The following is a 24,276-nucleotide window of genomic DNA, read 5'->3' as shown; positions in this document are numbered from 1 at the left end:
AAGCTACTGACATAGCGTCAACAGTCCTGCGGCAGATCCGCGCGGATTCGGATGTCGCGATGTGCACCGCCGCAGCCGGCATCGGTCGCCGCGCTGTCCCGATCTGCGACAACCCCGCCGTTCTGCGCTCCATACAGTGACCCCTGTCACCACCTGCACTACGAATCGAGGCCCACCATGACCGCCGACATCACGGCCGACGCCCCCAACTTTCGAGAGGCGATGGCGCGGTTTCCCAGCGGCGTCACCATCGTCACCACGGTCGACGAACAGGGTCACCAGCGGGGTTTCACCGCGAGCTCGTTCTGCTCGGTGTCGATGGATCCGCAGTTGGTCCTCGTTTGCCTGGCCACCGGCGCGGAGTGTCACGAGAGCTTCGAACGCGCGGACACCTGGCTGGTCCACATCGCGGGGATGGAGCACGAATCGATCGCCCGGCGGTTCGCGACTCGAGGCGCCGACAAATTCGCCGGAGACGACTTCATCCCGCACACCTCAGGGCTCCCGCACCTCGCCGATGCCCCGGTGGTACTCGAGTGCCGGGCACACGCCCGCTACCCAGGAGGCGACCACACGATCCTCGTCGGCGAGGTCGTGTCGGTCGGACTCGGCGACCCGGCTCCGGTCGTCTACTTCGACCGCACCTTCACCCCCGCCCCACGCTCCGGCCGGAACTGACCCGAGACCCTGTAACCCCATGCCCGAGAAGGAGATCACCGTGACGACGTCGACGATCGAGACGGCACTGGCAGACCTTCGCGCCGGACGGCTGGTGGTCGTGGTCGACGACCCAGGCCGTGAGAACGAAGGTGATCTCATCGGCTGCGCGGCAACCATCACCGCAGACCAGGTCGCGTTCATGGTGCGCCACAGCACCGGCATTCTCTGCGCTCCGATGTCCGCGGCGCGCGCCGACAGACTGCACCTGCCCCAGATGGTCGGAAACAACACCGATTGCCACAGCACAGCGTTCACGATCACCGTCGACCACGTCGGTACCACGACGGGTGTGTCGGCAGCCGACCGCGCCCGAACCCTCCGCGCCCTCGCGGACCCAGATTGCCACACCGCAGACCTGCGCCGACCCGGTCACGTGTTCCCGCTCGTCGCCCGGGCCGGCGGCGTCCTCGAACGCGCCGGGCACACCGAAGCGGCTGTCGACCTGCTGACCCTGGCGGGACTTCCGACGGTCGGGGTGATCGGCGAGATCGTCGAGGACTCCGGTGCCATGCGCGCCGGCCGGTCGCTCGACGACTTCGTCGACGAACACCAGCTCACCAAGATCACCATCACCGACCTGGTTCGCTACCGGCGTGAGCGGGAATCGTCCGTCATCGCGACCGGCAGTGCCGAACTGCCCACCGAGTTCGGTCACTTTCGGGCCCACGCGTACCGGGCCACCGCCGACGGAACCGAGCATCTCGCGCTGACGGTCGGTGACCTGACCGCATACACGAGCAACCCGGCCGGCGTACTCGTCCGGGTCCACAGCGAATGTCTCACCGGCGACCTCGCCGGATCGCTGCGCTGCGACTGCGGAGTCCAGTTCCGCGAGTCGCTGCGGCGCATCGCCGCGGAAGGAGTCGGCGTGCTGGTGTATCTCCGCGGGCACGAGGGCCGCGGGATCGGTCTCGGTCACAAGCTCCGCGCCTACACCCTGCAGGAGAACGGCGCCGACACGGTCGAGGCCAACGAGGCGCTGGGCCTGCCCGTCGACAGCCGCGACTACCGCGTCGGCGCGGAGATTCTCGTCGACCTCGGTGTGCGCCGAATGCGTCTGATCACCAACAACCCCGAGAAGTACACCGGCCTCGACGGCTTCGGCCTCGAGATCGCCGAACGGGTGCAACTGCCGGTGCACACCACCCCGGAGAACGTGGCCTACCTGCGCACCAAGAGGGACCGGATGGGGCACCTGCTCGAGATCCCCCCGGCGGTCGGCGACTGACGGCAACCTCTCGCGCACAGCACGAATCGGGGTGGCGGGAGCAGTACTGCTCCCGCCACCCCGATTCTGTTGTCCGGCCGAGATGGGCTACATCGACACGCCACCGTCGACGGGCAGGACCACCCCGGTGATGTAGCTCGCTTCCTCCGATGCCAGGAATGCGACTGCGGCAGCCATTTCGGAGGGGTCTGCGAACCGCCCGAGCGGCACCGTCTCCGTCATCTCGGCGAGCCGCTCGGCCGGGATCGCCGCCACCATCGCCGTCGCGGCGTTCGGTGAGATCGCGTTCGCCGTGATGCCGAATCGTGCGGTTTCCTTGGCGACGGTCTTGGTGAAGGCGATGATGCCACCCTTGGCGGCCGCGTAGTTCGCCTGCCCGACGTTGCCGTGCATGCCCGTGTAGGACGTGACGTTGACGATCCGGCCGAAGCCGGCCTTCCGCATGTGGGGCACCACCGCACGGGTGACGTTGAAGGTTCCGCCGAGGTGGACGTCGAGTACGGCCTTCCACTGATCGTCGGTCAGCTTCCACACCACCGAGTCGCGGGCGATTCCGGCGTTGTTGACCGCAATGTCCACCGACCCCCAGGTGTCGACGATGATGCCAACGCCTGACGCTACCGACGCCGGATCGGCCACGTCCATGGCCACCGGGAGCACGGTCTGCGACGGCGAGCCCCACGCCTTCTCCAGTTCGGTGGCGTCGCGGTCGGCGACCGCGACGCGTGCCCCGGCAGTACGGAAGAACTCGGCAATCGCCTTGCCGATACCATGGGCTGCTCCGGTGACGAGCACGGTCCTGGTTGAGAAGTCACAGGTCAGGTTCATTCGATGGGCTCCTTGCGCCGATAATCAGAAGATGGTGTAGCCGCCGTCGACGACGACTTCGTTTCCGGTGTGGAATGTCAGGGTGGGGTCAGCGAGAAATGCTGCTACGGAATGGAATTCATCGGGAGTGGCCCATCGCCGGACAGGTGTCCTCTTCGTGGTCGCGTCCACGAACCGCCCGTTCTCCTGCAGGTACTCGTTCATCGGGGTCGCCACCCAGCCGGGAATGAGGATGTTGCAGCGGATCCTGTGCCGGGCGAACTCCACCGCGAGGGTGCGGCCGACAGCGCTCACTCCGGATTTGCTGGCCGCGTAAGCGGCCTGGCCCGCCCCGCCGTAGCGGGTGATCGTCGACGAAACGATGACCATCGCGCCGCCCTCGCCTCGATCGACGAGGTAGCGGCCCACTTCCCGGGTCGTGAGGAATGTGCCGTCGAGATTGGTACGGATGACCCGGTGCCAGTCGTCCAACGAGGTCTCGAGGTACGGCTTGTCGTCGGCGATCCCCGCGTTGGCCATCAGGATGTCGATCCGGCCCATCGTCTCGACGGTGTCGGCGACGGCACGCCGCACGTCGTCTTCGCTGCCGATGTCACAGGCAATGGCGTGCGCGCGGACGCCGCGCCCGCGCAGGGCATCGACGGCGGCAGCGCTACGTTCGACGTTGCGCGCCCAGATCGCGACGTCGGCACCGGAGGCCGCGAGGCCTTCGGCCAAGCCCAGCCCGATGCCCCCGTTTCCGCCTGTCACCACCGCAACGCGCCCGCTCAGATCGGTCATCAGATGTTCTCCAGGGTCGGAAGCGGAAGGTGGACCAGACCCGCGAGGTGGGTGCGGTGGATGTCCGGACCGCCGAACATCAGGGTCGAACTCTTGGCGCGCTTGAGGTAGAGGTGGGCGGGATGCTCCCAGGTGAACCCGATACCGCCGTGCAGTTGCACGTACTCCTCCGCTGCGTGCACGGCGACCTCGGAGCACCACGAGTGGGCGACGGCGGCCGCGACGGCGAGATCGTCGCTGCCTGCGGCGAGGCAGTCCGCGGCGTACCGGGCTGCGGCCCGGGCCTGATTGATCTGGACCCACAGGTCGGCCAGGCGGTGCTTGAGTGCCTGGTACGACCCGAGAGCCCGCCCGAACTGGCGTCGAACACCAAGGTATTCGACCGTGGAGGTGAGGCAGTGTTCGGCGAGACCGAGTTGTTCGGATGCGAGCAGCGCGGTGCCCGCGCGCAGGGCTGCCGCGGTCGCGGCACCGGCCGACTGGGTGCCTTCGAGGCGCTGGGCTGGTGCTGCGCTGAACTCGATGTCGACCAGCGGCCGGGTCTCGTCGAGCGATACCACCTGGGTGCACCGGACACCGGCTGCGGCCGGGTCGACCAGGTACGTGTCCTCACCGACGGGTACGAGCAGGGTGTCCGCCGCGGCGGCATCTGCCACCGTCGAGACGGTTCCGGTGAGGGTGTTGCCGGTGGCCGTGACAACCTGCGGGAGGGGTCGGAACCACGGTGAGCCGGCGGGGATCGCGACAGCCGCGATCGTCTCACCGGCGGCCAGGCTCGCGAGGAGGTCGCCGGCCCCGATCTCTTGCGCGTAGACGGTGGCGATGACCGAACTACCCAGGTACGGCACCGGGGCGATCGAGCGGCCCAGTTCCTCGAGCACCATGGCGGTCTCACGCCAACTCGCGCCGGCGCCGCCGATGTCCTCGGGCAGAGCCAGCGCGGCGCCGCCGACCTCTGCGGCGAGCGTGCGCCACAGCGAGCGGTCGATCGCGCTCTCGGACTCGGTGAGGGCAAGAACTGAGGTCCAGTCACAGGCCTTGTTCAACACGTCCCGGACGGTCTCGCGAAGGAACTCTTCCTGCTCGGAGTAGAGCAGGTCGGTAGAAGGACGTTCAATGCCGGTGGTCATCGGGGCAGCTCGTTCCAGGGGATGGTGGTGTCGGTGCGGCTTTCTGCAGGCAGGCCGAGGATTCGTTCGGAGATGATGTTGCGCATGATCTCCGAGGTGCCACCCTCGATCGAGTTGCCCTTGGTGCGCAGGAATCGATATCCGGCGGGGCGGTTGCGTTCGTCGTCGAGGTTCGGGCGGCGGAAGCTCCAGTCGTCGAACCGGAGTCCTCGGTCACCGAGAATGTCGAGTTCCAGGCTCGACACCCGTTGCGCGAGTAGCGAGTAGGCAAGCTTCGATCCGGACCCTTCGGGGCCCGGGGTTCCTGCCACTGCCTGCTGACGCAGGCGTTCGGTGGTCAGGCGCATCGTCTCCGCCTCGACCCACAGCTGCACCAGCTTGTCGAAGGATCCGATGGTGCGATGGGTGTCCTCACGCCGCCACAGGTCGGCGAGGAAGCCGATCGGTCCACCTTCGCGCGGTGCGGCCCCGGCGCCGATGGCGACTCGCTCGTTCATCAGCGTCGATTGGGTGACCCTCCATCCGGCGCCGACCTCGCCGAGCCGGTTGTCATCCGGCACCCGGACGTTGTCGAGGAAGACCTCGTTGAACTCCGCTTCGCCGGTCAGCTGGCGCAGTGCGCGAACATCGACGCCAGGCGAGCGCATGTCGCAGACGAAGTACGTCAGGCCGCGGTGCTTGGGCACGGAGGGATCGGTGCGAGCGATCAGCAGAGCCCAGCTCGCCTCATGGGCCAGCGATGTCCAGACCTTCTGCCCGTTGACGACCCAATCCGTGCCGTCGGGTACCGCCTTGGTTCCCAGCGACGCCAGGTCCGAGCCCGCTGCGGGTTCACTGAACAGCTGGCACCAGATCTCTTCGCCCGTCCACAGCGGCCGCAGCCACTGGCGCTGCTGTTCCGGTGTGCCGTGAGCGAGAATCGTCGGCGCTGCCATGCCGAGGCCGATGACGTTACGGTGTGGCGCGTTGTCCGGAGCCGCGACGGCCTCCAGCGCTGCGTCGACGATCGACTGTGCGGCGGCGTCGAGGCCGAGGCCACCGCAGCCGATCGGGTACTGCACCCATGCCAGGCCTGCATCGAACCGGGCACGAAGGAAATCGATCCGGGGTGTGGCAGCCGGATCGTACTTGGACAGGAAGTCAGCCACGTAGGTGGGCAGCCCGTCCTCGGTGACGGGATCGCCGGCGGAGACCGCGGCGTCGGTGGTCGTGTCAGTCATACGGCTCGAATCCTTCTGTCAACGATGTCTGCCCGACTCTCACACGGATCCGGAGCGGTCGGATGTCGCGCTCTGACACACCTCCATGTGGCGCAGACTGCAACACCCGAACCCGCTCGTTCTCACTACCGTCGTCGAGCGAGACAACGGATCGGAGCGAACAATGACAACATCGCCAGCGGTCTTCGCCACCCCGGACGACCTGGTGAACGCGGTGGGAACCGCGTTGCCCACCACGGACTGGGTGGTCGTCGATCAGCAGAGCATCGACACCTTCGCCGACGCCACCGGTGATCACCAGTGGATCCACGTCGACGCCGAGCGGGCGAAAACCGGGCCATTCGGCGGCACCATCGCGCACGGCTACCTGACACTGTCGCTGATAGGCCCGTTGGTCGCCGACGCCCTGTCGGTTCCCGGGGCGTCCTCGGTGGTCAACTACGGCCTCGAGAAGGTCCGCTTCCCCTCCCCCGTGCCCGCCGACTCGCGGATCAGGCTGTCCTCCACCATCACCGCAGTGGACAAGGTTCCCGCGGGGGTCCAGGTCGCCATCGCCGCGGCAGTCGAGTGCGAGGGCTCCGGGAAGCCTGCGTGCGTGGCCACCGTGGTCTACCGATTCCTCGACTGATCCGGACCGCAACCTCCCCTCATTTCACTCTCGGAAGGATCGACTACATGACAGTGACCGGATCAGCGGGAGGCCGAGCGGCGCCAGTGGCCGTCGTCGGTCTCGCCTGCACACCGTTCGTCCCCGAACACGACGCCGTCCTCGACGAACTTGTCTACGACGTCGTGTCCCGCGCCCTCGGCGAGGCGGCGCTGCGCAAGCAGGACATCGGACTCACGGTGACCGCCTCGATGGACATCTACGACGGCCGAAGCATTTCCTCAGGTCTGACGAACTCGGCGTCCGGTGGGTACCTCCAAGACTCGTACCGGCTCGAGTCCGACTCCGGGACCGCGATTCTCGCAGCCGCAGAAGCGATCTCCTCAGGAGACGTCGAGGTCGCCGTCGCCGTCGGTGTCTACAACCCCGAGTCCACCAGCCGCGGTGCCCAGCGGCGCACGTTCCTCGAGCAGATCTCGAATCTGGCCTTCGACCCGCACTTCGCGCGCCCCGTCGGCCTCACGGCCGAGGCGACGTACGCGCTGCACACGGCCTGGGCGCTCGAACACGACGTGGAAATCACCGAGTTGGCCGACCTCGCGGCGGTGGAGATCACCAAGTCGGTGGGGCATTTCCGGTCGGTTCGTCGGGACCGTGTCACCGGCGCCGATGTGCTCTCCGCCGATCCCGCGAACGGTGCGCTGACCGAACTGATGCTGCCGGCACACGGCACCGGTGCCGTTGCGGTAGTGCTTGCCTCACCTGCCCGGGCGGCGCGCCTACAGGGGCGCAATGCCGTGATCACCGGTTTCGGCCGGGGTACCGGTGGATACGTCCACGGCACGGAATGGCTGACCGATGTCGGTGCCTCGACGAGACACGCCGCGACCACCGCCTACCGGAATGCAGGCATCACCACCCCGGCAGAGGAGATCGATCTGCTGGAGTTCACCGCACCGACGGCCAGCATGTACCGACCGCTGTTGGACGCCCTCGCGCTCGACGGGCTCGCAGCGGACCGCATCAATCGCTGGGGGTCGACAGCAGGCGTCTACCCCGGTGTGGCCAACGGCGCCGTGAGGCTGGCGGACGCGCTCGACCGGCTTGCCGAGGCCGAGGCCCAAACAACAGCGGTGGTGCATTCGGTCGACACCGTCACCGGTGCTGTCGCACTCGACAGCACCGTCCTCGTAGTACAGGGAGTGTGAAATGGCTCGACATGCAGTAGTCGGCGGTGTCGGCATCACCGAGGCCACTTCTCCACGCAAACAACAATTCTCGTTCATCGAACTGTGCCAGCAGGCCGCCTGGCGGACGCTCGCGCACTCCGGCGCGACCCCCGGCAGCATCGATGCCATCGTGGTCGGCAACATCGACGGGTTCGAGGGCACCGTGCTCGGCGGCAAGTACCGCTCACGGTTCCTCGGACTCGGCGCGAACATTCCGCTGACGGTGGTCAACACCGGTGGCACGACCGGCGGAAACCTGATGCAGGTCGCGGCGCGCATGGTCAGTGCCGGCACCCACGAACGGGTTCTCGTTGTCGGCGGCCCCACGTTCTACGGGGTCCATGATCTCCAGTCCGCGATCAACACGAACTCCCCGATGGTCGTCGAGCAGCCTCTCGGCATGGGCGGATTTCACATGGGTGCCTTCGCTGCGAGTGCCTATCAGGCGCGGCACGGCGTCAGCGTCTCCGATTTCGCCGCTGTCGCGGTCGCCGATCACGAGAAGGCCTCCCACAACCCCTACGCCCACCTGCGGTACACCCTGACTGTCGACGAGGTCGTCGGCGGCACCCCTCTGTCGTCGCCACTCACGCAGCCGATGGTGTGTCCGGTGTCGACCTCAGCGTGCGCCATGCTGGTGACCTCCGAGGAATCCGCGCGTTCGCTGAAGACGACACCCGCAGTGATCCGGGCGATGGGCACCTCCGGTGACCCGTACCTCGGCGGCGGCAAGGGCGACTTCGGGGCCATGGAGAACCTCGCCATGCTGGCTCGGCGGGTGTATGCGAAGGCCGGCATCCGCGATCCGTATCGCGAGTTCGATGTCGTGGAAGTCTTCGCCCCGTACGCCCACATGCAGCCGATGCAGCTCGAGGCACTTCAGTTGTGCCCTGCCGGCAAAGGAATCGATCTCATCAAGTCGCCGGACAGCCGACAGGGTGGCAGTCTGCCGATCAACCTGTCCGGCGGTCCGAAATGCACCAACGCCGGGGTCGCGGGCGAACTAGCTCCGTACGTCTACGTGGCGTGGCAAGTGATGGGCGATGCGCCGGAAGAAATCCGGGTCGACGGTGCCCGCACCGGGTTGGCGCACGGCACCGGAGGAACCTTCTTCCAATTCGAGAACTTGGCAGTATTCGAACGATCGACCGAGGAGCACGCATCATGAGCGAAACCACCAGCACCATCGACCAGGCCGTGACCACAACTCCCGTGCACTGGGATCTGGACTACGACATCCATCTCGGTGAGACCTGGGGCCGGTTCATGCAGGGTCTGCGGGAGAAGAAGATCCTCGCCAACACCGGAGCCAAGTCGACGAAGGTTTACGTCCCCCCGCAGGCATACTGCGAGGACTCGTTCGAGCGAAACGACGAATGGGTCGAGCTCAGCGGTGAAGGTGACCTCGTCGTGTTCACCGTGGTGTGGCAGGGATTCCGCGGTGGCCCGAAGGCTCCGTACGCCATCGGTGGTATTCGCCTGGACGGCGCCGACACCTTGCTGATGCACTACATCGTCGGGTTGGACTTTTCCGACCCGGCGGGGATCCGGGCACAGCTGCCGGCTGGGTCACGGGTGCGTGCGGTGTGGGCTGAGGAGCGCACCGGACAGATTCTCGACATCTCGCATTTCGAGCCCGCCGTCTGACGAGGCCGATACGACTGTGGCCTCCTCCCGATCGGGAGGAGGCCACAGCCGTATCGGTTTGGCTTCGGGTCAGAGGCGTTCGATGACGGTGGCGTTCGCCATGCCGCCGCCCTCGCACATCGTCTGCAACCCGTACCGTCCACCGGTGTGCTCGAGGTTACCGACCATCGTGGTCAGCAGACGGGTTCCCGACGCCCCGAGCGCGTGGCCCAGGGAGATCGCACCGCCACTGGGGTTGAGCTTCTTGGGATCGGTGTCGAGCTCCTTCTCCCAGCACAACGGCACCGGAGCGAATGCTTCGTTGACCTCGTAGGTGTCGATCTCATCGATACGCAGACCGCTGCGTTCGAGCACCTTGCGGGTGGCCGGGATGACGCCGGTGAGCATGTAGAGCGGATCGCTGCCGGTCACCGCGAAGGAATGGAACCGGGCCCGCGGGGTCAGGCCCAGCTCGGCTGCCTTGGTCGCCGACATGATCAGAACAGCGGACGCGGCGTCGGTCAGCGGCGAGGAGTTTCCCGGGGTGATCGACCAGTTGATCTGCGGGAACCGCTTGTCGTGCTCCGGGCGCGCGAACGACGGCTTCAGACCGCCGAGGCCTTCTGCGGTGGTGCTGGACCGAAGCGTCTCGTCTACGCGGTGGATCGAGCCGTCGGGGAGGGTGATCGGGATCAGTTCGCGCTCGAAACGGCCAGCGGTATGCGCCTCGTCGGCGAGCCGGTGCGAGCGGGCCGCGTACTCGTCGAGAGTCGCGCGGTCGAGACCCCACTTCGCGGCGATGAGTTCAGCAGACACGCCCTGGTTGACCAGTCCGTCCGGGTACCGGTCCGACAACGGTCCCACGGTGGGGTCCTGGCCCTGCGAGCTCGCACCCATCGGGATCCGGCTCATCGACTCGACGCCGCAGGCCACGACGATGTCGTACGCCCCCGCGATGACACCCTGTGCGGCGAAGTGCGCGGCCTGCTGACTGCTACCGCACTGACGGTCGACGGAGGTGCCCGGCACGGATTCGGGAAGCCCGGCTCGCAGTGCAGCAGTGCGGGCGATGTTGAGGGCTTGCTCACCGGTCTGCGACACGCAGCCCGCGATCACGTCGTCGATCAACGCGGGGTCGAAATCGTTGCGAGCGAGAAGGGCGCTGAGGGTTTGGGAGAGAAGGTCTGCGGGGTGCACGACGGAGAGTGCACCGCCCGGCTTGCCGCGCCCGGATCCGGTGCGGACGGCGTCCACGATCACTGCGTCGATGGTCACGAGAGAAACTCCTTGTTGGTGGGTGCCGGTCTGATTGATCGGCAGGGGTGGTACCGCTTTGGGTGGGGTCAGGCGTGCCAGAGGTTGGGCCCCGGGCGTGTCAACAGCAGCCGCGGAATGACGACTGTCCGTGACAGTTGGGTCACTGCGACTGTCTGGTCGGCGACGTCGTCGGCTGTGATCATCGTGTCGGCGTCGACATCGTCCCGGCTTGCCGTCATGTCGGTGGCGACGTAACCGGGGCACACGGCGACACCGGAAACGCCGTGGGCGTGTTCCTCCACGGTGAGGGTTTCGCACAGGGAGATGAGCGCGGCTTTGGTGGCCCCGTAGGCGGAGTTCAGCGGCTCTGCGCTGACCCCGGCCATCGATGCCATCGCGATGACGCGGGCACCCGTCGTCGAACGGGTACCCGTATCTCGAAGTGTCGGCAGGAGCTGCTGGACGAGTTGATACGCCGACCTGACGTTGACGATGAACAACTTGTCCAGCTTGCGTAGCGGAAAGTCGGAGAACGGTCCGATCGCACCCATTCCGGCGTTGAGGACGAGCGCGTCGAGCCGATCGAAGGATTCATCGTGACGTCCGGCGAGTTCGGAGACAGCATCTTCGTCAGACATGTCGGCAGGAACCGCGAGGACCCGCCTGCCGGTCTTCTCCGCGAGATTCTCAGCGAACTCCTGGAGCGACTCCGGACGGCGGGCGCTGAGGGTGAGGTCCCACCCGCGGTGAGCGAGGGCGGTGGCAATCCGGGCGCCGATTCCTCGGCTTGCACCGGTGACAAGGGCGACCCGGTTCTCCGCGGTGGTCATCGGGGCGCCATTCGGATCGCTCCGTCAAGTCTGATCGTTTCGCCGTTGAGCATGGGGTTCTCCACGATGTGCCGGATCAGACCGGCGTACTCGGCGGGCCGCCCCAGCCTGGACGGGTGCGGAACCTGAGCTTCGAGCGATGCGCGTGCGTCGTCCGAAAGCCCTTTGAGGATAGGGGTTTCGAACATTCCAGGGGCGATTGTCATCACACGGACAAGTCGGTCCGCGAGGTCACGGGCGATCGGCAGTGTCATCCCGACGATGCCACCCTTGGAGGCCGAGTAGGACGCCTGTCCGATCTGGCCGTCGTAGACCGCGACCGACGCGGTGTTGACGATGACACCGCGTTCACCGTCGACGGCTTCGGTTCCGGCGATAGCGGGCGCTGCGAGGCGGATGACGTTGAAGCTGCCGATCAGATTGACCTCGATCACTCGCCGGAATCGGTCGAGATCGAGCGGCCCTTTCGAGCTCAGGGTGCGGGCGGGATCACCGATCCCCGCGCAGTTGACGACGATTCGCAGGTCACCCCATCCCGCGGCGATATCGACAGCGGGTCCGACCTGGTCACTTTCTCGCACATCGGCGCCCACGAATCTCACGGCGCCGTCGAACTCATGCAGACCGCTCAGGTCCGCCGACGGAAGATCGAGCGCGACCACACGTGCGCCTGCTCTGACAAGCTCCGCGGCGGTGGCCAGGCCCAGGCCGGACGCTCCTCCGGTGACCAGGGCAACGGTGTCGGGAGTGATGATCATCGGGTGGCTTCCATCCATTCGATATGTGCGGCAACAGTGCCGGCGTTCGGCTCGAACCAGCCCTTGTGCTGTGCGTAGTCGAGCATCGCGTCGAAACTGCGCTCCCACTGCGGGGTGGGGGTCGTGGGGTGAGCTGATCGCGCCGCCTCCCGAAGTGCTGCCACGTCGAGTTTGACGGCATCGAGGGTCGACCCAGCGACGGCTAGGTTCACGGACAGGAGCGCGTCGAGTACCGAACTCGGCGCCTGCCCGGAGTTGGTCGCCACGATCGACAGGCGGTGAAAGTCATCGGGTTCCCGGACCGTGGGCGGTCCGGGCGGCGTCACCTCTACGTACATCTTGTCTCCCGGGTTGTGAGCTGGTGCTTCGAGCCTCACATCCGGCACCGGGTCGCGGTCGTCGCATTTCGATACGCACGAGCATGTGACCGCTGCGGACTGTCTCGATATGGGACATCGCGTGTGATCGGCGCCATATACGTTGGCGATCACTCCGGCATATACCCAATCAACAGGAGAGTGAAAGTGACACAGTCGATTCAACGACCCCAGTGGGCCGACCCGTCGTCGGGAGCAGCGAAACCTGTGGGCGCCGACGAGGCATTGGTGCTCGAGTTCATGGAGGCCCTCAGCAGCAATGACGCCGACCGTCTCATCGACTACTTCGCCGACGACACGATGTACCAGAACATGCCCCTGCCCGCCGCGTATGGACGCGATGACGTCCATACGACGCTCGCCGGCCTGTTCACGGTGTTGCGCATCGACAAGATCGACACCTTCTACATCGCGTCCCGGGATGGGATCGTGTTCACCGAGAGGGTCGATCTGCTGACGGCGCTTCCCACCGGGAAGTCGTTCGAGTTGCCCGTCAACGGCATCCTGCACATCCAAGACGGCAAGATCACCGAATGGCGTGACTACTTCGACCTGCGAAATTTCGAGGAAGCCGTCGACTTCGCCCTGGGTGGATAGTCCAGGTGTCCGCGGCACCGATCTCGTAAGGGAACACAGGTGGGGGTCCAGTCGACAGGACCCCCACCTGTCTCGGCCGCCGACGCCCCAATCCGAGGAGCAGACGGCTACGGTATCCCTATGACGGTCAATCATGCTCCCGATCGACGGGTCCGGCTCGATGCCGACGATCGTCGAGAGCGGATGATCGAGGCTGCGCAGCGCATCTTCGCTGATCACGCGTACGACTCCGTCTCGACCGAGGAGTTGGCGCGCGCGGCAGGCACCACCCGCACGAATCTCAACTACCACTTCGGCAACAAGCGCAACCTCTACCTCGAGGTCGTGCGCCGCTTCTCCGCCCTGCCGTCGCACCTCCCGCGAGGAGTGGCACAACACGACGTCCCCGTCGCCGATGCCACCCGGGCGCTGTTCACTCGATGGCTGAACCTCGTCGAGGAGAACCGCGCGACATTCACCGCACTGATGCGAGCACAACGGACCGCTGATGAGGAAATCGCAGCTCTCCTCAGAGGCAGCCTCGCCTCCTGGGAGGATCGCATTCTTACGGTCACGGAGATGCCCGATTCGGAAGCCTCTCGCGCCCGGGTGCGCGCTTTCCAAGGAATGATCAGCGGCGCCACGACCGAATGGCTCGAGCACGGCACACTGTCGAAGGACGAAGTCCTCGACCTTCTCGTGCGTGGAGCCGTCGCACTCGCCGACTGATGCCGACAGGCCACTCCCCGATCAGGGCGCTTTCAGCCATCTTTCCGTCAGCGATTCTGCATCTCTACAGAACTGCGGCTGTCGAACTCAATTCGTTCTCGTCGTGCACGCGCGCGGTATCTGCGGCGATCAGGGCGTCTATCTCTGCGGTGCCATACCCGAGGTCCGACAAGATCCGGCGAGTATCTGCGCCCTGGTCCCGAGGAGTCCGGCGCACACTCCCCGGCGTTCGGTCGAGTTTGATCGGAATGCCGACCCCGCGATAATCACCGTCGGTCACGACCATATGTCGGTGGTGCACCTGGGGGTCACCGAGCGCCTCGGCGATGTCGCGTACCACGGCGGCGGGAACTCCACGAGCGAGTAGATTCTCGGCGAGGACATGTCGCTCGTGCCGAACGATGCGTTCGGCGAGCAGTGGCCGTAGGGTATCGAGGTTCCGGATTCTGCTGACGTTGCCTGCGAACCGCGGGTCACCAGCAAACTCAGGGATGCCGAGAAGCGAAGTGAGTTCGCGAAATTGGCGGTCGTTACCTACGCCGATGAAGATGTGGCCGTCGCGTGCATCGAACGTGTCGTACGGCGCCACGGTGGGATGGGCCGAGCCAGTTCGTCGGGGAGTACGCCCGTCGCTCAGGTGAGAAGCCGAGTGAGGATGCAGCAGCGAGATCGCCGTGTCGAGCAGAGTGCAGTCGACGAGCTGCCCCAGCCCGCTATGGTAACGGTCGTTTAGCGCCAGCAAAATCCCACAGAAGGCGTAAATGCCGGTGACCATGTCGACGATGGGTACGCCGACGCGCAACCCGGGCCGATCGGGCTCGCCGTTGATGCTCATCAGACCGCTGTAGGCCTGAACGACGGCGTCGTACCCGGGCATGCCCCCCATGGGGCCGTCGACACCGAAACCCGTGATACGGCAGTGAATCAAGCGCGGGTAGCGTTCGCGCAACACCGCGTCGGAGAACCCCCACCTCGCGAGGGTTCCCGCCTTGTAGTTCTCCAGCACCACATCGGCGTCGGCGAGCAGGCCGGCGAGGATGCGCTGCCCGTCCGAAGTGCGGAGATCGAGGCAGATGTTCGATTTGTTTCGATTGACGGCACCGAAGTATGCGCTGGTTCCTTCGCGAACGAACGGCGGACCCCAGACCCGAGTGCCGTCTCCCGCCGGCGGTTCGACCTTCACGACCTCGGCACCGTGATCACCCAACATCTGACCGCACAGAGGTCCGGCGAGAACTTGCGAAAGGTCGAGAACGCGAAGTCCGGAGAGACTGCCGCCGCGAGCGAAGTGAGAGCTCATACGAACCCTTTCTGTCGTAAATGAGACATTGCTATCCATATATACGCAACCATGACACTGTCGCGCTTGTCGCGTCCCGCTGTCAACCCCGCCCCCGCGGCGCAAGGTCACTTACGGCGCCGGGGTTGACGTGATGTGAACCACTTCATAAGATGCCGGCACGTCGTAAATAAGACAAGCCATTCTTAAATACGAATTCACCATCCTCGCTCGCGCTCAGTCCGCCCACCGGCACGCGAACGAGGGACGCGAAAGGACTCGACGTGACCGAATCATCGACCGACCATCCGATCAAACCTCCACCCATGACGATGAATAGAGTTCGCCGAGCCGTAGTCGTCGGCTCTGCGCTCGAATGGTTCGACTTCTACCTCTATGCGTCGATGGCCGCGCTGGTCTTCGGGCCGATCTTCTTCCCGTCCGAAAATTCGGCGAACGCCACCCTGGCCGCGTTCGCCACCTTCGCCGTCGGTTTTCTGGCACGACCCGTGGGTGGAATCCTCTTCGGCGTGATCGCCGACAGGGTCGGCCGGAAACGGGTGCTCTCTATTTCGTTCCTACTCATGGGCGGGTCGTCGGTATTGATCGGACTCATCCCGACGTACGCCTCCATCGGCATTCTCGCGCCGATTCTCCTGGTGGCCTTCCGCATCCTCCAGGGTCTCGGAGCGGGGGCCGAAGTCGGCAGCGCGATGGCTGTGGCCTACGAGCACGCAGTTCCCGGATCCCGCGGACGCCAGGGTGCATGGACCGCACTCGGCGTCAACATCGGCCTGTTCGCGTCGGCGGTGGCCGTTGCCGGACTCACCAGCCTCGACCGAGAACTGCTGCAGTCCTGGGCTTGGCGAATTCCTTTCGTCGCTAGCCTCGTCCTCGTCGTCTTCGGCCTCTGGATTCGTCGACAGATGCCCGAAACGCCCGAATTCGAACAGGTCGTCTCGACGGTGCCGAACCAGAAGAAGGCCCGCCCACTGCGCGACCTGTTCAAGTCCGAGTGGCGCGGGCTCGCCGTCGTCATGGTCATCACGTTCGGCTACAACGGTGTGAGCTACACCTTCAAGACGTTCTCGCTGTCCTACCTCACCCAATTCCGGGATGTGGCAGCAAATGTCGGCGCGGTCGGCATCATGCTCGCAAGCGGTTGCGCCATCGTGATCGCACCTCTGGCCGGTCGTCTCTGCGACCAGGTAGATGCCGCCCGGGTGATCTATTTCGGTGCCGCTGGCACGGCCGCAATGGCCTTCCCTTTCTTCTGGCTCCTGAACTCCGGAAAACCCACGTACATCTGGGCTGCTCTGATTCTGACGACCGGCATCCTGGTTCCCGCCATGCTCGCAGCCTCCGGCTCATTTCTCGCCCGTCAGTTCCCCGCGAAGGTACGAACCTCCGGTCTCGGCACCGGCCGAGAAGTGTCCGGCGCCATTGCGGGAGCGCTAGCACCCCTCGGCGCGCTCACCATGGTGACCATGTCCTCCGACCACGCAACACGGGGAGTGTCCACGCTCTTCCTGATCGGTGCCACCTGCATCGCCGTCGGATGCATGTTCGACCAGCAACGACGCGTGAACTCACGGTCCCTCGTCGACCCGGTGGAGCAGCGCATCAGTCGGTGACACCGAAACCATCGTCCGTAGGGTCGGCCCAGTGGACGTAATGTAGGTCCAAAGCCACCGAGGTAGTCGACAGGATGATCAGGATGACAGCGCTCGAGCCGACCTACGGCGACGCAAAAGAACACCGCACGGTCTCTCGCGTCACCCGGATCCTCGAACTGGCCGCCGGACACGATCGCGGGGTGCGACTGTCGGAGATCTCGGCAGAACTCGACGCCCCGCACTCGTCCATCCATGCACTGGTCAAAGGACTGGTCGCGAACGGATACCTGCGGGACACCGGCGGCGCGTACGTCATCGGACCCGCCGTCTATGCCCTGCTCGGTGCCCGTCCAACCCTCGAGCGAGTCGCTCGGGCGGGCATGGGCAGACTGCATACCGAGTTCGACGAAACCGTCACCCTTGTCTCGCTGGTAGGAGAATCGGTCGTCTACACCGATGCACTCGAGTCCACACAACCGATTCGGTACAGCCCGACACTGCGCATCCGCAGACCGCTCTATCCCACCAGCGCCGGAAAATGCTTCCTCGCCAACATGACCGAACGCTCTCGCGAGAACTACATCACTGCTCATTTCCCCGACGACACAGAGCGCAGTCGGGTCCGAGAAGAACTGAGCACGGTGGCGGAACAGGGAGTTGCGATCAATCGGGCAGAGACGCTCCCCGACCTCTACGCAGTATCCGCCCCGATCTTCGACATCGGGCAGGTTGCGGCAGTCATCACCATCGCGGGCCCGGTCCGTCGATTCGTCGATCGACTCGACGACTTCCTGGACGCAACGAAAGGCACGGCACAGATGATCTCCGCCCAACTCGAACAGGGCTGAACCCCGCAACCGGCGGTTCTGTGCGCCTATTGAAACAACGCAAACGCCTTGTTGGAGTTGAAAACGTCGGTCACCACGAGGTCCGACCATTCCCGGCGCAGGCCGAGTTCCTCGACCGCACCGAGCATGCAGAACCAGTTCAGGATCTCGTGCTGGCCGGCGTCGACGACTTCTGCGCTGGTGTAGTTGCGCATCAGTGCGAAGTCGTCTTCGAGCAGGGCCTTGTAGATGCGCATGTCGGCCTCGGTGTCGGGACGCATGTGCCACAGCTTGTCTGCCAGGAAGGCGTGGGACCAGCTGGAGGAGGCCACGAACGCCACCCTCAGGTCGCGGTCGCGGAAATGCTGCGCGACTGCTCGACCCACTTGGAAACACCGCGCCGGCGTCGGGCCCGCCGGATCGAGCACCTCCGACTCGATATCGGCGAATCTGGCCAATCCACCCTTACGCGCGATGGCGTGCTGCCCATAGCAATTGACGGTCATCGGGATGAACGGGTACGACATCTCGGCGCCGGCGTTCTCGTAGTCGAGGAAGAGTTGCGTGTTGAGGATGGCGTGCGGAAAATGCGCTCCGGCGCGCTTCTTGTACGAGTAGGCCATGTCGAATCCGCGCTCGATCAGGCCGTCGGTGAGTTGCCTCGCTCCTGACACGTCGCCGTGCATCACGATCTCGAAGTCGTCCCGCTTGCCCCAGAAATTGGAACTCCCCCTCTCGTTCATCACCTCGAACGCGGGTACCTCGAGGTCGCCGTAGGCGAGCACACAGAACGGCGGCACCACCTCCTCGCGGAAGTTCTCGTACTGGTCGTCGCCCCACACCACGACGACATCGGGGGCGAATTCGTCGACCGCCTCACGAACCCGGGTCAGATTCGTCACCAGTTCAGCACGATGTGCTGCTGCGGCGGCCGTTCCGCCGTCGTCGGACCATTCGCGGCGCATCAGGTCCGGCCAGTGGGCCGGGTCCTTCTCCTCCGCCGGGATATCCGGATCGGTGAGGGTCCATCGCAGCAGACCTGCCATGTGCTGGTCGTTTCCCGCCAACAGCGGGTAGTGCGTCATGCCGAGAGCGAGGAAGTCTCCCATTGGCCGTCCTTTCTGAGGGGCGCCTCGGCGCCGTCACGCGCCGGGCGTATCGCTCCCCATCGTGTGACGTGCCCGTGCTCCACGCACAGCAAGTTCCAGTGCCCGGAACGCGGCGTCAGTCGTCGAACGGAAAAAGATCGTCCCTGCCCTGGGCGAGCATCTGGGCGGTGTCACGGCTGATGCGGTGGGCGGTCAGTTTGACGGCGTTGATCACCGACTCCGAAACCTGCTTCGACGAGTCGAATTGAACAGCAACGGCGCCCATCGGCCGGCCCTTGATCAGGACGGGCGCTGCTATGTTGCCCAGGCCCAGGACTACACCATCTTTCTGGACCGCCACTCCCGACACCCGCACCTGCTTCAACTCCTCGCGAATCCGGACCGGATCCGTGATGGACTTCGGCGTGATTCCGACGAGGGGGCCGGACAGCAGGTCGGTGAGTTCGTCGTCACGCAGGTGCGCCATCATCGCCCGGCCCATCGCGGACAGGTGCGCGGGGATCCGGGTGCCCACCTCCCCGATAGGCCGCGCGTGATCCACCGCGAACAGCGCCTGCAGCACGACGACCTCGTTGCCCCGGAGCACCCCGAAGTGCACGGATTCCTTAGACCACGCCTGCAACTGCGCAAGATGCGGCAACGCCACCTCACGCATTCCGTCCACCGGCATGGAAGAAACCAACTGCAGAAGCCGGATGCCGAGCCTGTACCCCGCACCGTGTTCCTCGATCACGTCCAGCTCACCCAGCCGCTGCAGCAATCGGTGGACCGTCGACTTGGGCAGGCCCGTCTTCCTGCTGATCTGAGTCAGTGTCAGCACCCGATCACGCTCGTTGAACGCTCCGATGACCAAGAAGGCTTTCGCCAGGATGGAGGGAGGCGTGCTCTCCGCGCCACCGACGTCTTGCTTGTCTTCTGCCATGTGCACCATCCGGGCCTCCGCACTCTCCGCTCCGCCGACCCACGGGGAAACCCACTGTAACGGCGGTCACAACGTGCCGGCATTCAGGGTACGGGTTTCACTGCCCGGTTCCAGCCCCCGGAACAACAGCGGTCGCCGTCTCGGGTGACCACCTAACGTTCCCTCGAACAACAGGTTGCGCGCGAAAGGAGACCTCGTGGTTCCACCCGGCACCATCGATGTGCATGCGCACTACTTCCCCCTGGGCGCTCCTCCTGCCAAGGTCATCGCGGGCTTTTCGCGAGCACCTCGATTGGTGGTCGACTCTCCGGCAGAGGGAAGGCTGGTTCGCGGGTCCGACAACTTCCGCGTCGTCCGGCGCCCACTCTGGGACGTACGGGCGCGTCTGGAGGACATGGATCGTGCCGGTATCGGGGTGCAGGCGATCTCTCCCGTTCCGATCACACTGGAGTACGGTGCCCCGGCCGCACCGTTCGCCGCGTACTGCCGGTGGATCAACGAGTCCGTCGCCGGCGCGGTGGCAGAAAGTAATGGCCGACTCGTCGGAATCGGAACCGTCCCCATCGGGTCACCTTCCGACTGTCTGGCCGAACTACGTTACCTTTCCGAAGTTTTGGGTCTTCGCGGCGTCGAGATCGGCACGCGAATCAATGGAATGGAGTTGGACGACCCGGCGCTGGCGTACTTCTTCGACGCCGTCGACAGCCTCGGGCTCGCGGTACTGGTCCATCCCGTCGATGGCGGCGGCGGCGCGGTGCGCCGTTCCGGATTCACCTACGACTTCGGGCTGGGGATGCCTTCCGACACTGCGTTGGCGGCCACAGCGCTTGTCTTCGGCGGGGTTCTGGACCGTCATCGGGGACTGCGCATCGCGATGGTCCACGGGTGCGGCACGTTCCCCTGGGCGTATCCGAGACTGCGCCTCGGCGCACAGATTGCCGCCACCCACCTCGCGGAGGAGCTGGACCACCTCATATCGCGGCTGTATGCAGACACCCTGGTGTTCGATGCGGCGCACCTGCCGGCATTGGTGCACCGCTTCGGCCCCAACAGGGTGCTGCTCGGTAGCGATCACCCGTTCATCCCGGGTCAACCCGAAGATGGACTGGCGGACTTGGACTCTGCGGCAAAGGATCTGCCGCCCGGAACGGTGCCGAGAATCCTGCGCGACAACGCACTCGAATTCCTCGGACTGTCGTCGGGCGCGCTCGTCACCGATCACTTCTCACGGATAAAGGAAGATCACTATGGCACTCACTGATGAAAACCTCGTCGACGTTCCCGGGCTCGCCAGCCGGTGGGTCCGACTGGCGAACGGCGCTCGCGCGCATTACATGACCGCCGGCACGTCCGGCCCCGCCGTGATCCTGCTCCACGGCGGCCTACCCGGGTCATCGGGACTCGCGGGATGGCGCTTCATGGCTCCTTACCTCGGCGAGAACGGTTTTCGCGTCTACTGCCCCGACATGCCGGGCTTCGGCCTGTCGGACACGCGGGAAGAGTACTGGCCGGACGGCATGGAGTCCTTCGTCGACTTCATCGACCAGTTCGCCACCGCGCTGTGCCTTGACGAGTTCCACCTCGCGGGAAATTCCATGGGTTGCATGAACACGGTCAACTACACCGTCGCACACCCGGACAAGGTCAAGAGTTTCATCCTGATCGCGGGAGACGTCGGCGACGTGGTTCCGGAACACCTGACCCCACCGGCGGGCGAGTTCCGTCTCACGGCGTACGACGGCACCCGCGACGGAATGCGCACGATGATGGAGGCGATCATCCACCGCGGCGAGGCGATCAGTGAGGATCTGATCGACATGCGTTACCTCTCGGCGAGGGACCGGATGGACGCGCACGCGAAGTTCTGGCCCACTCTCCTGCAGTATCGCCGGATCACCGACTGGACGGACGAGAATCGCGCCGCCCGTCTGGTCACCAAGGGGCGTCTGGACCGGTTGAGCACTCCGGGGCTCTACCTGTACGGCCGCCAGGACATCCTCACTCCGGTCGAGTGGGGGTATGTGCAGGAAGACCACCTGCCCAATGTCCAGTTCTTCTATCCCGACGAGTGCGGCCACCAGGGTCAGACCGACCGCCCCGACCTGTTCAACCCGGTCTTCCTGGAATTCTTCCGGGACGGCAAGGTCTCGGGCGACCTCGCCGATGCCGCCGGCGTCTCCGATCGCCGCCCCGAACTGCCGTTGATCAGCCGTTCCCTGGTCTCTGCCTGACCGTCCCACCGAAAGGCCGACTCCGGATCTCAGGATCCGGAGTCGGCCATCGGTCGTTTCCGCCTCCGCGTACCAAGGAAGTGTCCGATGGCTCGACCCCAGACCGCCCCGCCCGGACTCTCTTCAGCGGCTCCGGCACCGTCACCGCGCGCCGGTCATCGCGACCGGGACTGGCTTTCAGTCTGCGCGGCAATGTTCGTGGTCGCGTGGGGCGGAAATCAATTCACGCCACTGCTGACCATGTACCGGGCGGAACGCGGGTACAGCGAACTCGCCGTGAACACGCTGCTGTTCGCGTATGTGGTCGGCCTGATCCCCTCGCTCCTGCTCGCGCATCGGATGGCAGCCCGCTGGGGCACCCGCGGTCCCCTCGTTCTCGCCGTACCTCTCAGCGCGCTGGGTTCGATCCTGGTCGCGGCCGGGTCGCACAACCCCGTTCTGATGTTCACCGGGCGAATGTCGACCGGCGTGGCACTGGGCATCGGGATGGTGGTCGGCGGGCTGGCGCTCGATCGCGGCCAGAACCGTTGACGGGTAATCGAACACCGCTTCCCCGCGCCTTCCGGCTCGTGGTCATCCCCGCGGCACCCTGGATCTTCGGCGCCCTGGGCATCGCCTACGCGGTCCTCCCGCCCATCGTCGCGCCCCAACTGGACGGCTTCGCCACTGCTTTCTCCGGACTGCTGTGTCTCCTCAGTCTGGGTTTGGGCTTCCTCGCGCAGCGGCTGGTCGGGACCGCCGAACGGCGAACGGGTCCGGCGCGGGCGACAGGAGTGGCACTCGTTGTAACCGGCACGCTCGCGGCCGCCGGCGCGGCCGCAACCGAGGCGCTCTGGCTGGCCGTGGTCGCCGCATCAGTGCTGGGGATCGGCTACGGGTTGACGTTGGTCGGTTGCCTGCGCGACTGTGAGCGATTGGCTCCGCCCGGCCGGTTGGGGACCATGACCGGGCGGGTCTACTGCCTCGGCTACCTGGGGTTCGGATTACCGACCGCGATCGCTTGGCTGCACAGTTCCTTCGCGATCGGCACGGCCGCGACATTGCTGTGTGTGGCCGCGGCGGCTGTCGCAACCAACGCTGGAGGAGCGGCCGTTCTGTGCATCGTGCGGCGGAGGCATCCGGGCTGATCTGCACTCTGAGGTGTTCCAGCGGCCGGAACTACGCACCACCTGGACGAGCGACGTCGCTACGTTTCGACTATGTCCTTCCTGATCGTCGGCGCCTCGGTTGCAGGCACCAGAACAGCAATCGCTCTGCGGCAACGCGGTTTCGCCGGGCGCATCGTGCTCCTGGAGAGCGAGGAGCATTGGCCGTACGACAAGCCCCCGCTGTCCAAGGATCTTCTGGCCGAGGGAGATGTTCCGGACGTCCCGCGACTCCTCACCCCCGAACTCGCAGAAGAGTTCGACCTCGACGTCCGGTTGGGCGTGCGCGCCACCGGCCTGGACCCGGCACGGCGGGTAGTGTTCACCCAGACCGGCGAGGAGTTGTCGTACGAGCAGTTGGTGATCGCTACCGGCGCCCACGCACGCACCCTGCCGATTCCCGCCGCTCCCGCCGGGTTTCACACGCTGCGCACGCTCGACGACGCGACGGCCCTACGAGAGGCTCTCGCCGCCGGGCCCCGTGTGGCCGTGGTGGGAGCCGGATTCATCGGCGCCGAATTCACCTCCGCGGCACGAGCGCGTGGACTCGACGTCACCCTGATCGAGGCACTCGACGTCCCGATGAGTCACATCTTCGGCGACGAGGTCGGCCACGAGATCTCCTCGATCCACACCCTGGGCGGGGCGCGGCTCGTCACCGGAGCGCGGGTCGAGCGTTTCCTCGGCAGCGAGCGGGTCGAAGGGGTCGCCCTAGCCGACGGATCTGAAGTACCCGCCGACCTCGTCGTCGTCGGCGTCGGCGCAGTACCGAATACGCGGTGGCTCGAGGGAAGTGGGCTTCCCCTCGACGGCGGGGTGCAGTGCACCGACCGCTTCGAGGTCGAAGGCTTCCCGTCGATCTTCGCCATAGGCGACCTCGCGCTGCGTCGGTATCCGCTGTTGGGTGTCACTGCGCGGATCGAGCACTGGACCAGTGCCGGCGAGCAGGCCGACGCCGTCGCCGCGATCGTCACCGGTGCCGAGCCCCCTACCGCGCAGCTTCCGTACGTATGGTCCGACCAGTACGGCTCCCGGATCCAGATCGTCGGGATGCCGTCGCTCGGCGCACTCGCCCACCGTGAGGGATCGATGTCGGAGGGCCGCTTCCGTGCCGTCTACACCGACGCCGATAGCAGGCCGATCGCCCAGGTCAGCGTGAACGACACCCGAGTCGTCGCGGCGTTTCGCAAGAACCACCGTCGCGGCGGGAGTCTCGAAGACCTCGTCGGCCAACAGACTCCCGCCCGATAAG

Annotated in this window: 26 protein-coding genes; 15 read left to right on the top strand and 11 right to left on the bottom strand. The window is 65.7% G+C overall.

Translation table 11 applies throughout. From position 1 onward, the window contains the following. Nucleotides 1–177: 177 nt before the first annotated feature. On the top strand, nucleotides 178–678 hold the full coding sequence (locus ROP_RS23105; RefSeq protein WP_015888424.1) for a flavin reductase family protein: 501 nt from the start codon (nucleotides 178–180) through the stop codon (nucleotides 676–678). Between the two features lie 19 nt (nucleotides 679–697). Beyond that, complete coding sequence (locus ROP_RS23100; protein WP_015888423.1) at nucleotides 698–1,948, top strand: bifunctional 3,4-dihydroxy-2-butanone-4-phosphate synthase/GTP cyclohydrolase II; 1,251 nt, start codon at nucleotides 698–700, stop codon at nucleotides 1,946–1,948. A gap of 87 nt (nucleotides 1,949–2,035) precedes the next feature. Here ROP_RS23100 and fabG read toward each other — a convergent pair whose 3' ends face one another. From fabG to ROP_RS23080, 4 genes are read right to left on the bottom strand one after another with little or no spacing between them, the layout of a single operon-like run. Then, a complete protein-coding gene (fabG, locus tag ROP_RS23095; protein ID WP_015888422.1) occupies nucleotides 2,036–2,776 on the bottom strand; it encodes a 3-oxoacyl-ACP reductase FabG in 741 nt (246 codons plus the stop codon). Between the two features lie 24 nt (nucleotides 2,777–2,800). After that, on the bottom strand, nucleotides 2,801–3,556 hold the full coding sequence (locus ROP_RS23090) for an SDR family NAD(P)-dependent oxidoreductase (RefSeq protein ID WP_015888421.1): 756 nt from the start codon (nucleotides 3,554–3,556) through the stop codon (nucleotides 2,801–2,803). Further along, nucleotides 3,556–4,686, bottom strand: coding sequence for an acyl-CoA dehydrogenase family protein (locus tag ROP_RS23085; RefSeq protein WP_015888420.1), 1,131 nt, complete (start codon nucleotides 4,684–4,686; stop codon nucleotides 3,556–3,558). The genes ROP_RS23090 and ROP_RS23085 overlap by 1 nt, the downstream gene beginning before the upstream one ends. Beyond that, nucleotides 4,683–5,906 carry an acyl-CoA dehydrogenase family protein gene (locus ROP_RS23080; protein ID WP_015888419.1) on the bottom strand — a complete coding sequence of 408 codons (1,224 nt, stop codon included), beginning with the start codon at nucleotides 5,904–5,906 and terminating at the stop codon, nucleotides 4,683–4,685. The genes ROP_RS23085 and ROP_RS23080 overlap by 4 nt, the downstream gene beginning before the upstream one ends. A 163-nt stretch (nucleotides 5,907–6,069) precedes the next feature. On the opposite strand from ROP_RS23080, the gene ROP_RS23075 reads away from it, so the two are divergent. The 4 genes from ROP_RS23075 to ROP_RS23060 are packed head-to-tail and all read left to right on the top strand — an operon-like array spanning nucleotide 6,070 to nucleotide 9,389. Then, nucleotides 6,070–6,534, top strand: a complete 465-nt coding sequence (locus ROP_RS23075; RefSeq protein ID WP_015888418.1) for a MaoC family dehydratase — start codon at nucleotides 6,070–6,072, stop codon at nucleotides 6,532–6,534. A 47-nt stretch (nucleotides 6,535–6,581) separates the two neighbouring features. Continuing rightward, nucleotides 6,582–7,721 (top strand): hypothetical protein, encoded by a 1,140-nt coding sequence (locus ROP_RS23070; protein ID WP_015888417.1) that lies wholly within the window; start codon nucleotides 6,582–6,584, stop codon nucleotides 7,719–7,721. 1 nt (nucleotide 7,722) lies between these two features. Next, nucleotides 7,723–8,910 (top strand): thiolase family protein, encoded by a 1,188-nt coding sequence (locus ROP_RS23065; protein ID WP_012691817.1) that lies wholly within the window; start codon nucleotides 7,723–7,725, stop codon nucleotides 8,908–8,910. Further along, entirely contained in the window at nucleotides 8,907–9,389 is a 483-nt protein-coding gene (locus tag ROP_RS23060; protein WP_007299597.1) for a Zn-ribbon domain-containing OB-fold protein, read from the top strand. The genes ROP_RS23065 and ROP_RS23060 overlap by 4 nt, the downstream gene beginning before the upstream one ends. A 69-nt stretch (nucleotides 9,390–9,458) precedes the next feature. On the opposite strand, the gene ROP_RS23055 is transcribed toward ROP_RS23060, so the two are convergent. From ROP_RS23055 to ROP_RS23040, 4 genes are all read right to left on the bottom strand, one after another. Beyond that, a complete protein-coding gene (locus tag ROP_RS23055) occupies nucleotides 9,459–10,643 on the bottom strand; it encodes a thiolase family protein (RefSeq protein WP_012691816.1) in 1,185 nt (394 codons plus the stop codon). 68 nt (nucleotides 10,644–10,711) lie between these two features. Continuing rightward, on the bottom strand, nucleotides 10,712–11,455 hold the full coding sequence (locus ROP_RS23050; protein ID WP_012691815.1) for an SDR family NAD(P)-dependent oxidoreductase: 744 nt from the start codon (nucleotides 11,453–11,455) through the stop codon (nucleotides 10,712–10,714). Further along, nucleotides 11,452–12,213, bottom strand: coding sequence for an SDR family NAD(P)-dependent oxidoreductase (locus ROP_RS23045; RefSeq protein WP_012691814.1), 762 nt, complete (start codon nucleotides 12,211–12,213; stop codon nucleotides 11,452–11,454). The genes ROP_RS23050 and ROP_RS23045 overlap by 4 nt, the downstream gene beginning before the upstream one ends. After that, nucleotides 12,210–12,551, bottom strand: coding sequence for a hypothetical protein (locus ROP_RS23040; RefSeq protein ID WP_050785123.1), 342 nt, complete (start codon nucleotides 12,549–12,551; stop codon nucleotides 12,210–12,212). Before ROP_RS23040 ends, ROP_RS23045 begins: the two co-directional genes overlap by 4 nt. A 186-nt stretch (nucleotides 12,552–12,737) precedes the next feature. On the opposite strand from ROP_RS23040, the gene ROP_RS23035 reads away from it, so the two are divergent. Further along, on the top strand, nucleotides 12,738–13,187 hold the full coding sequence (locus tag ROP_RS23035; RefSeq protein ID WP_012691812.1) for a limonene-1,2-epoxide hydrolase family protein: 450 nt from the start codon (nucleotides 12,738–12,740) through the stop codon (nucleotides 13,185–13,187). Between the two features lie 120 nt (nucleotides 13,188–13,307). Next, nucleotides 13,308–13,895: a TetR/AcrR family transcriptional regulator gene (locus ROP_RS23030; RefSeq protein ID WP_012691811.1), complete on the top strand. Its 588-nt coding sequence runs from the start codon at nucleotides 13,308–13,310 to the stop codon at nucleotides 13,893–13,895. Nucleotides 13,896–13,959: 64 nt separating this feature from the next. Here the strand turns inward: ROP_RS23030 and ROP_RS23025 are convergent, their stop codons facing one another. Next, nucleotides 13,960–15,195 carry a CaiB/BaiF CoA transferase family protein gene (locus tag ROP_RS23025; RefSeq protein ID WP_012691810.1) on the bottom strand — a complete coding sequence of 412 codons (1,236 nt, stop codon included), beginning with the start codon at nucleotides 15,193–15,195 and terminating at the stop codon, nucleotides 13,960–13,962. A 305-nt stretch (nucleotides 15,196–15,500) separates the two neighbouring features. On the opposite strand from ROP_RS23025, the gene ROP_RS23020 reads away from it, so the two are divergent. Next, nucleotides 15,501–16,808 carry an MFS transporter gene (locus ROP_RS23020; protein ID WP_148222508.1) on the top strand — a complete coding sequence of 436 codons (1,308 nt, stop codon included), beginning with the start codon at nucleotides 15,501–15,503 and terminating at the stop codon, nucleotides 16,806–16,808. 83 nt (nucleotides 16,809–16,891) lie between these two features. Then, complete coding sequence (locus ROP_RS23015) at nucleotides 16,892–17,638, top strand: IclR family transcriptional regulator (protein ID WP_012691808.1); 747 nt, start codon at nucleotides 16,892–16,894, stop codon at nucleotides 17,636–17,638. A 26-nt stretch (nucleotides 17,639–17,664) separates the two neighbouring features. Here the strand turns inward: ROP_RS23015 and ROP_RS23010 are convergent, their stop codons facing one another. Together ROP_RS23010 and ROP_RS23005 are read right to left on the bottom strand one after the other, a co-directional pair. Further along, nucleotides 17,665–18,726: a 2,3-dihydroxy-p-cumate dioxygenase gene (locus ROP_RS23010; RefSeq protein ID WP_012691807.1), complete on the bottom strand. Its 1,062-nt coding sequence runs from the start codon at nucleotides 18,724–18,726 to the stop codon at nucleotides 17,665–17,667. A 115-nt stretch (nucleotides 18,727–18,841) separates the two neighbouring features. Beyond that, nucleotides 18,842–19,648 carry an IclR family transcriptional regulator gene (locus tag ROP_RS23005; RefSeq protein WP_231868971.1) on the bottom strand — a complete coding sequence of 269 codons (807 nt, stop codon included), beginning with the start codon at nucleotides 19,646–19,648 and terminating at the stop codon, nucleotides 18,842–18,844. 196 nt (nucleotides 19,649–19,844) lie between these two features. Between ROP_RS23005 and ROP_RS23000 the strand changes: the two genes are divergently transcribed. The 5 genes from ROP_RS23000 to ROP_RS22980 all read left to right on the top strand — a co-directional run bounded on the left by ROP_RS23000 (nucleotide 19,845) and on the right by ROP_RS22980 (nucleotide 24,275). After that, a complete protein-coding gene (locus tag ROP_RS23000; RefSeq protein ID WP_012691805.1) occupies nucleotides 19,845–20,909 on the top strand; it encodes an amidohydrolase family protein in 1,065 nt (354 codons plus the stop codon). Beyond that, a complete protein-coding gene (locus ROP_RS22995) occupies nucleotides 20,896–21,879 on the top strand; it encodes an alpha/beta fold hydrolase (protein WP_012691804.1) in 984 nt (327 codons plus the stop codon). The genes ROP_RS23000 and ROP_RS22995 overlap by 14 nt, the downstream gene beginning before the upstream one ends. A gap of 192 nt (nucleotides 21,880–22,071) precedes the next feature. Continuing rightward, the gene (locus tag ROP_RS22990) at nucleotides 22,072–22,410 is read left to right on the top strand and encodes a hypothetical protein (RefSeq protein ID WP_043825184.1); all 339 of its coding nucleotides are present in this window, start codon (nucleotides 22,072–22,074) and stop codon (nucleotides 22,408–22,410) included. Beyond that, nucleotides 22,407–23,006, top strand: a complete 600-nt coding sequence (locus tag ROP_RS22985) for a hypothetical protein (RefSeq protein ID WP_012691802.1) — start codon at nucleotides 22,407–22,409, stop codon at nucleotides 23,004–23,006. The genes ROP_RS22990 and ROP_RS22985 overlap by 4 nt, the downstream gene beginning before the upstream one ends. Before the next feature lie 72 nt (nucleotides 23,007–23,078). Continuing rightward, nucleotides 23,079–24,275, top strand: a complete 1,197-nt coding sequence (locus ROP_RS22980) for an NAD(P)/FAD-dependent oxidoreductase (RefSeq protein WP_012691801.1) — start codon at nucleotides 23,079–23,081, stop codon at nucleotides 24,273–24,275. The last annotated feature ends 1 nt before the right edge of the window (nucleotide 24,276 follow it).

The organism is Rhodococcus opacus B4, assembly GCF_000010805.1.
Taxonomy (GTDB): Bacteria; Actinomycetota; Actinomycetes; order Mycobacteriales; family Mycobacteriaceae; genus Rhodococcus_F; species Rhodococcus_F opacus_C.
Note: the sequence above shows the minus strand (reverse complement) of the source record. Positions and strands in the feature narration are given on the sequence as shown.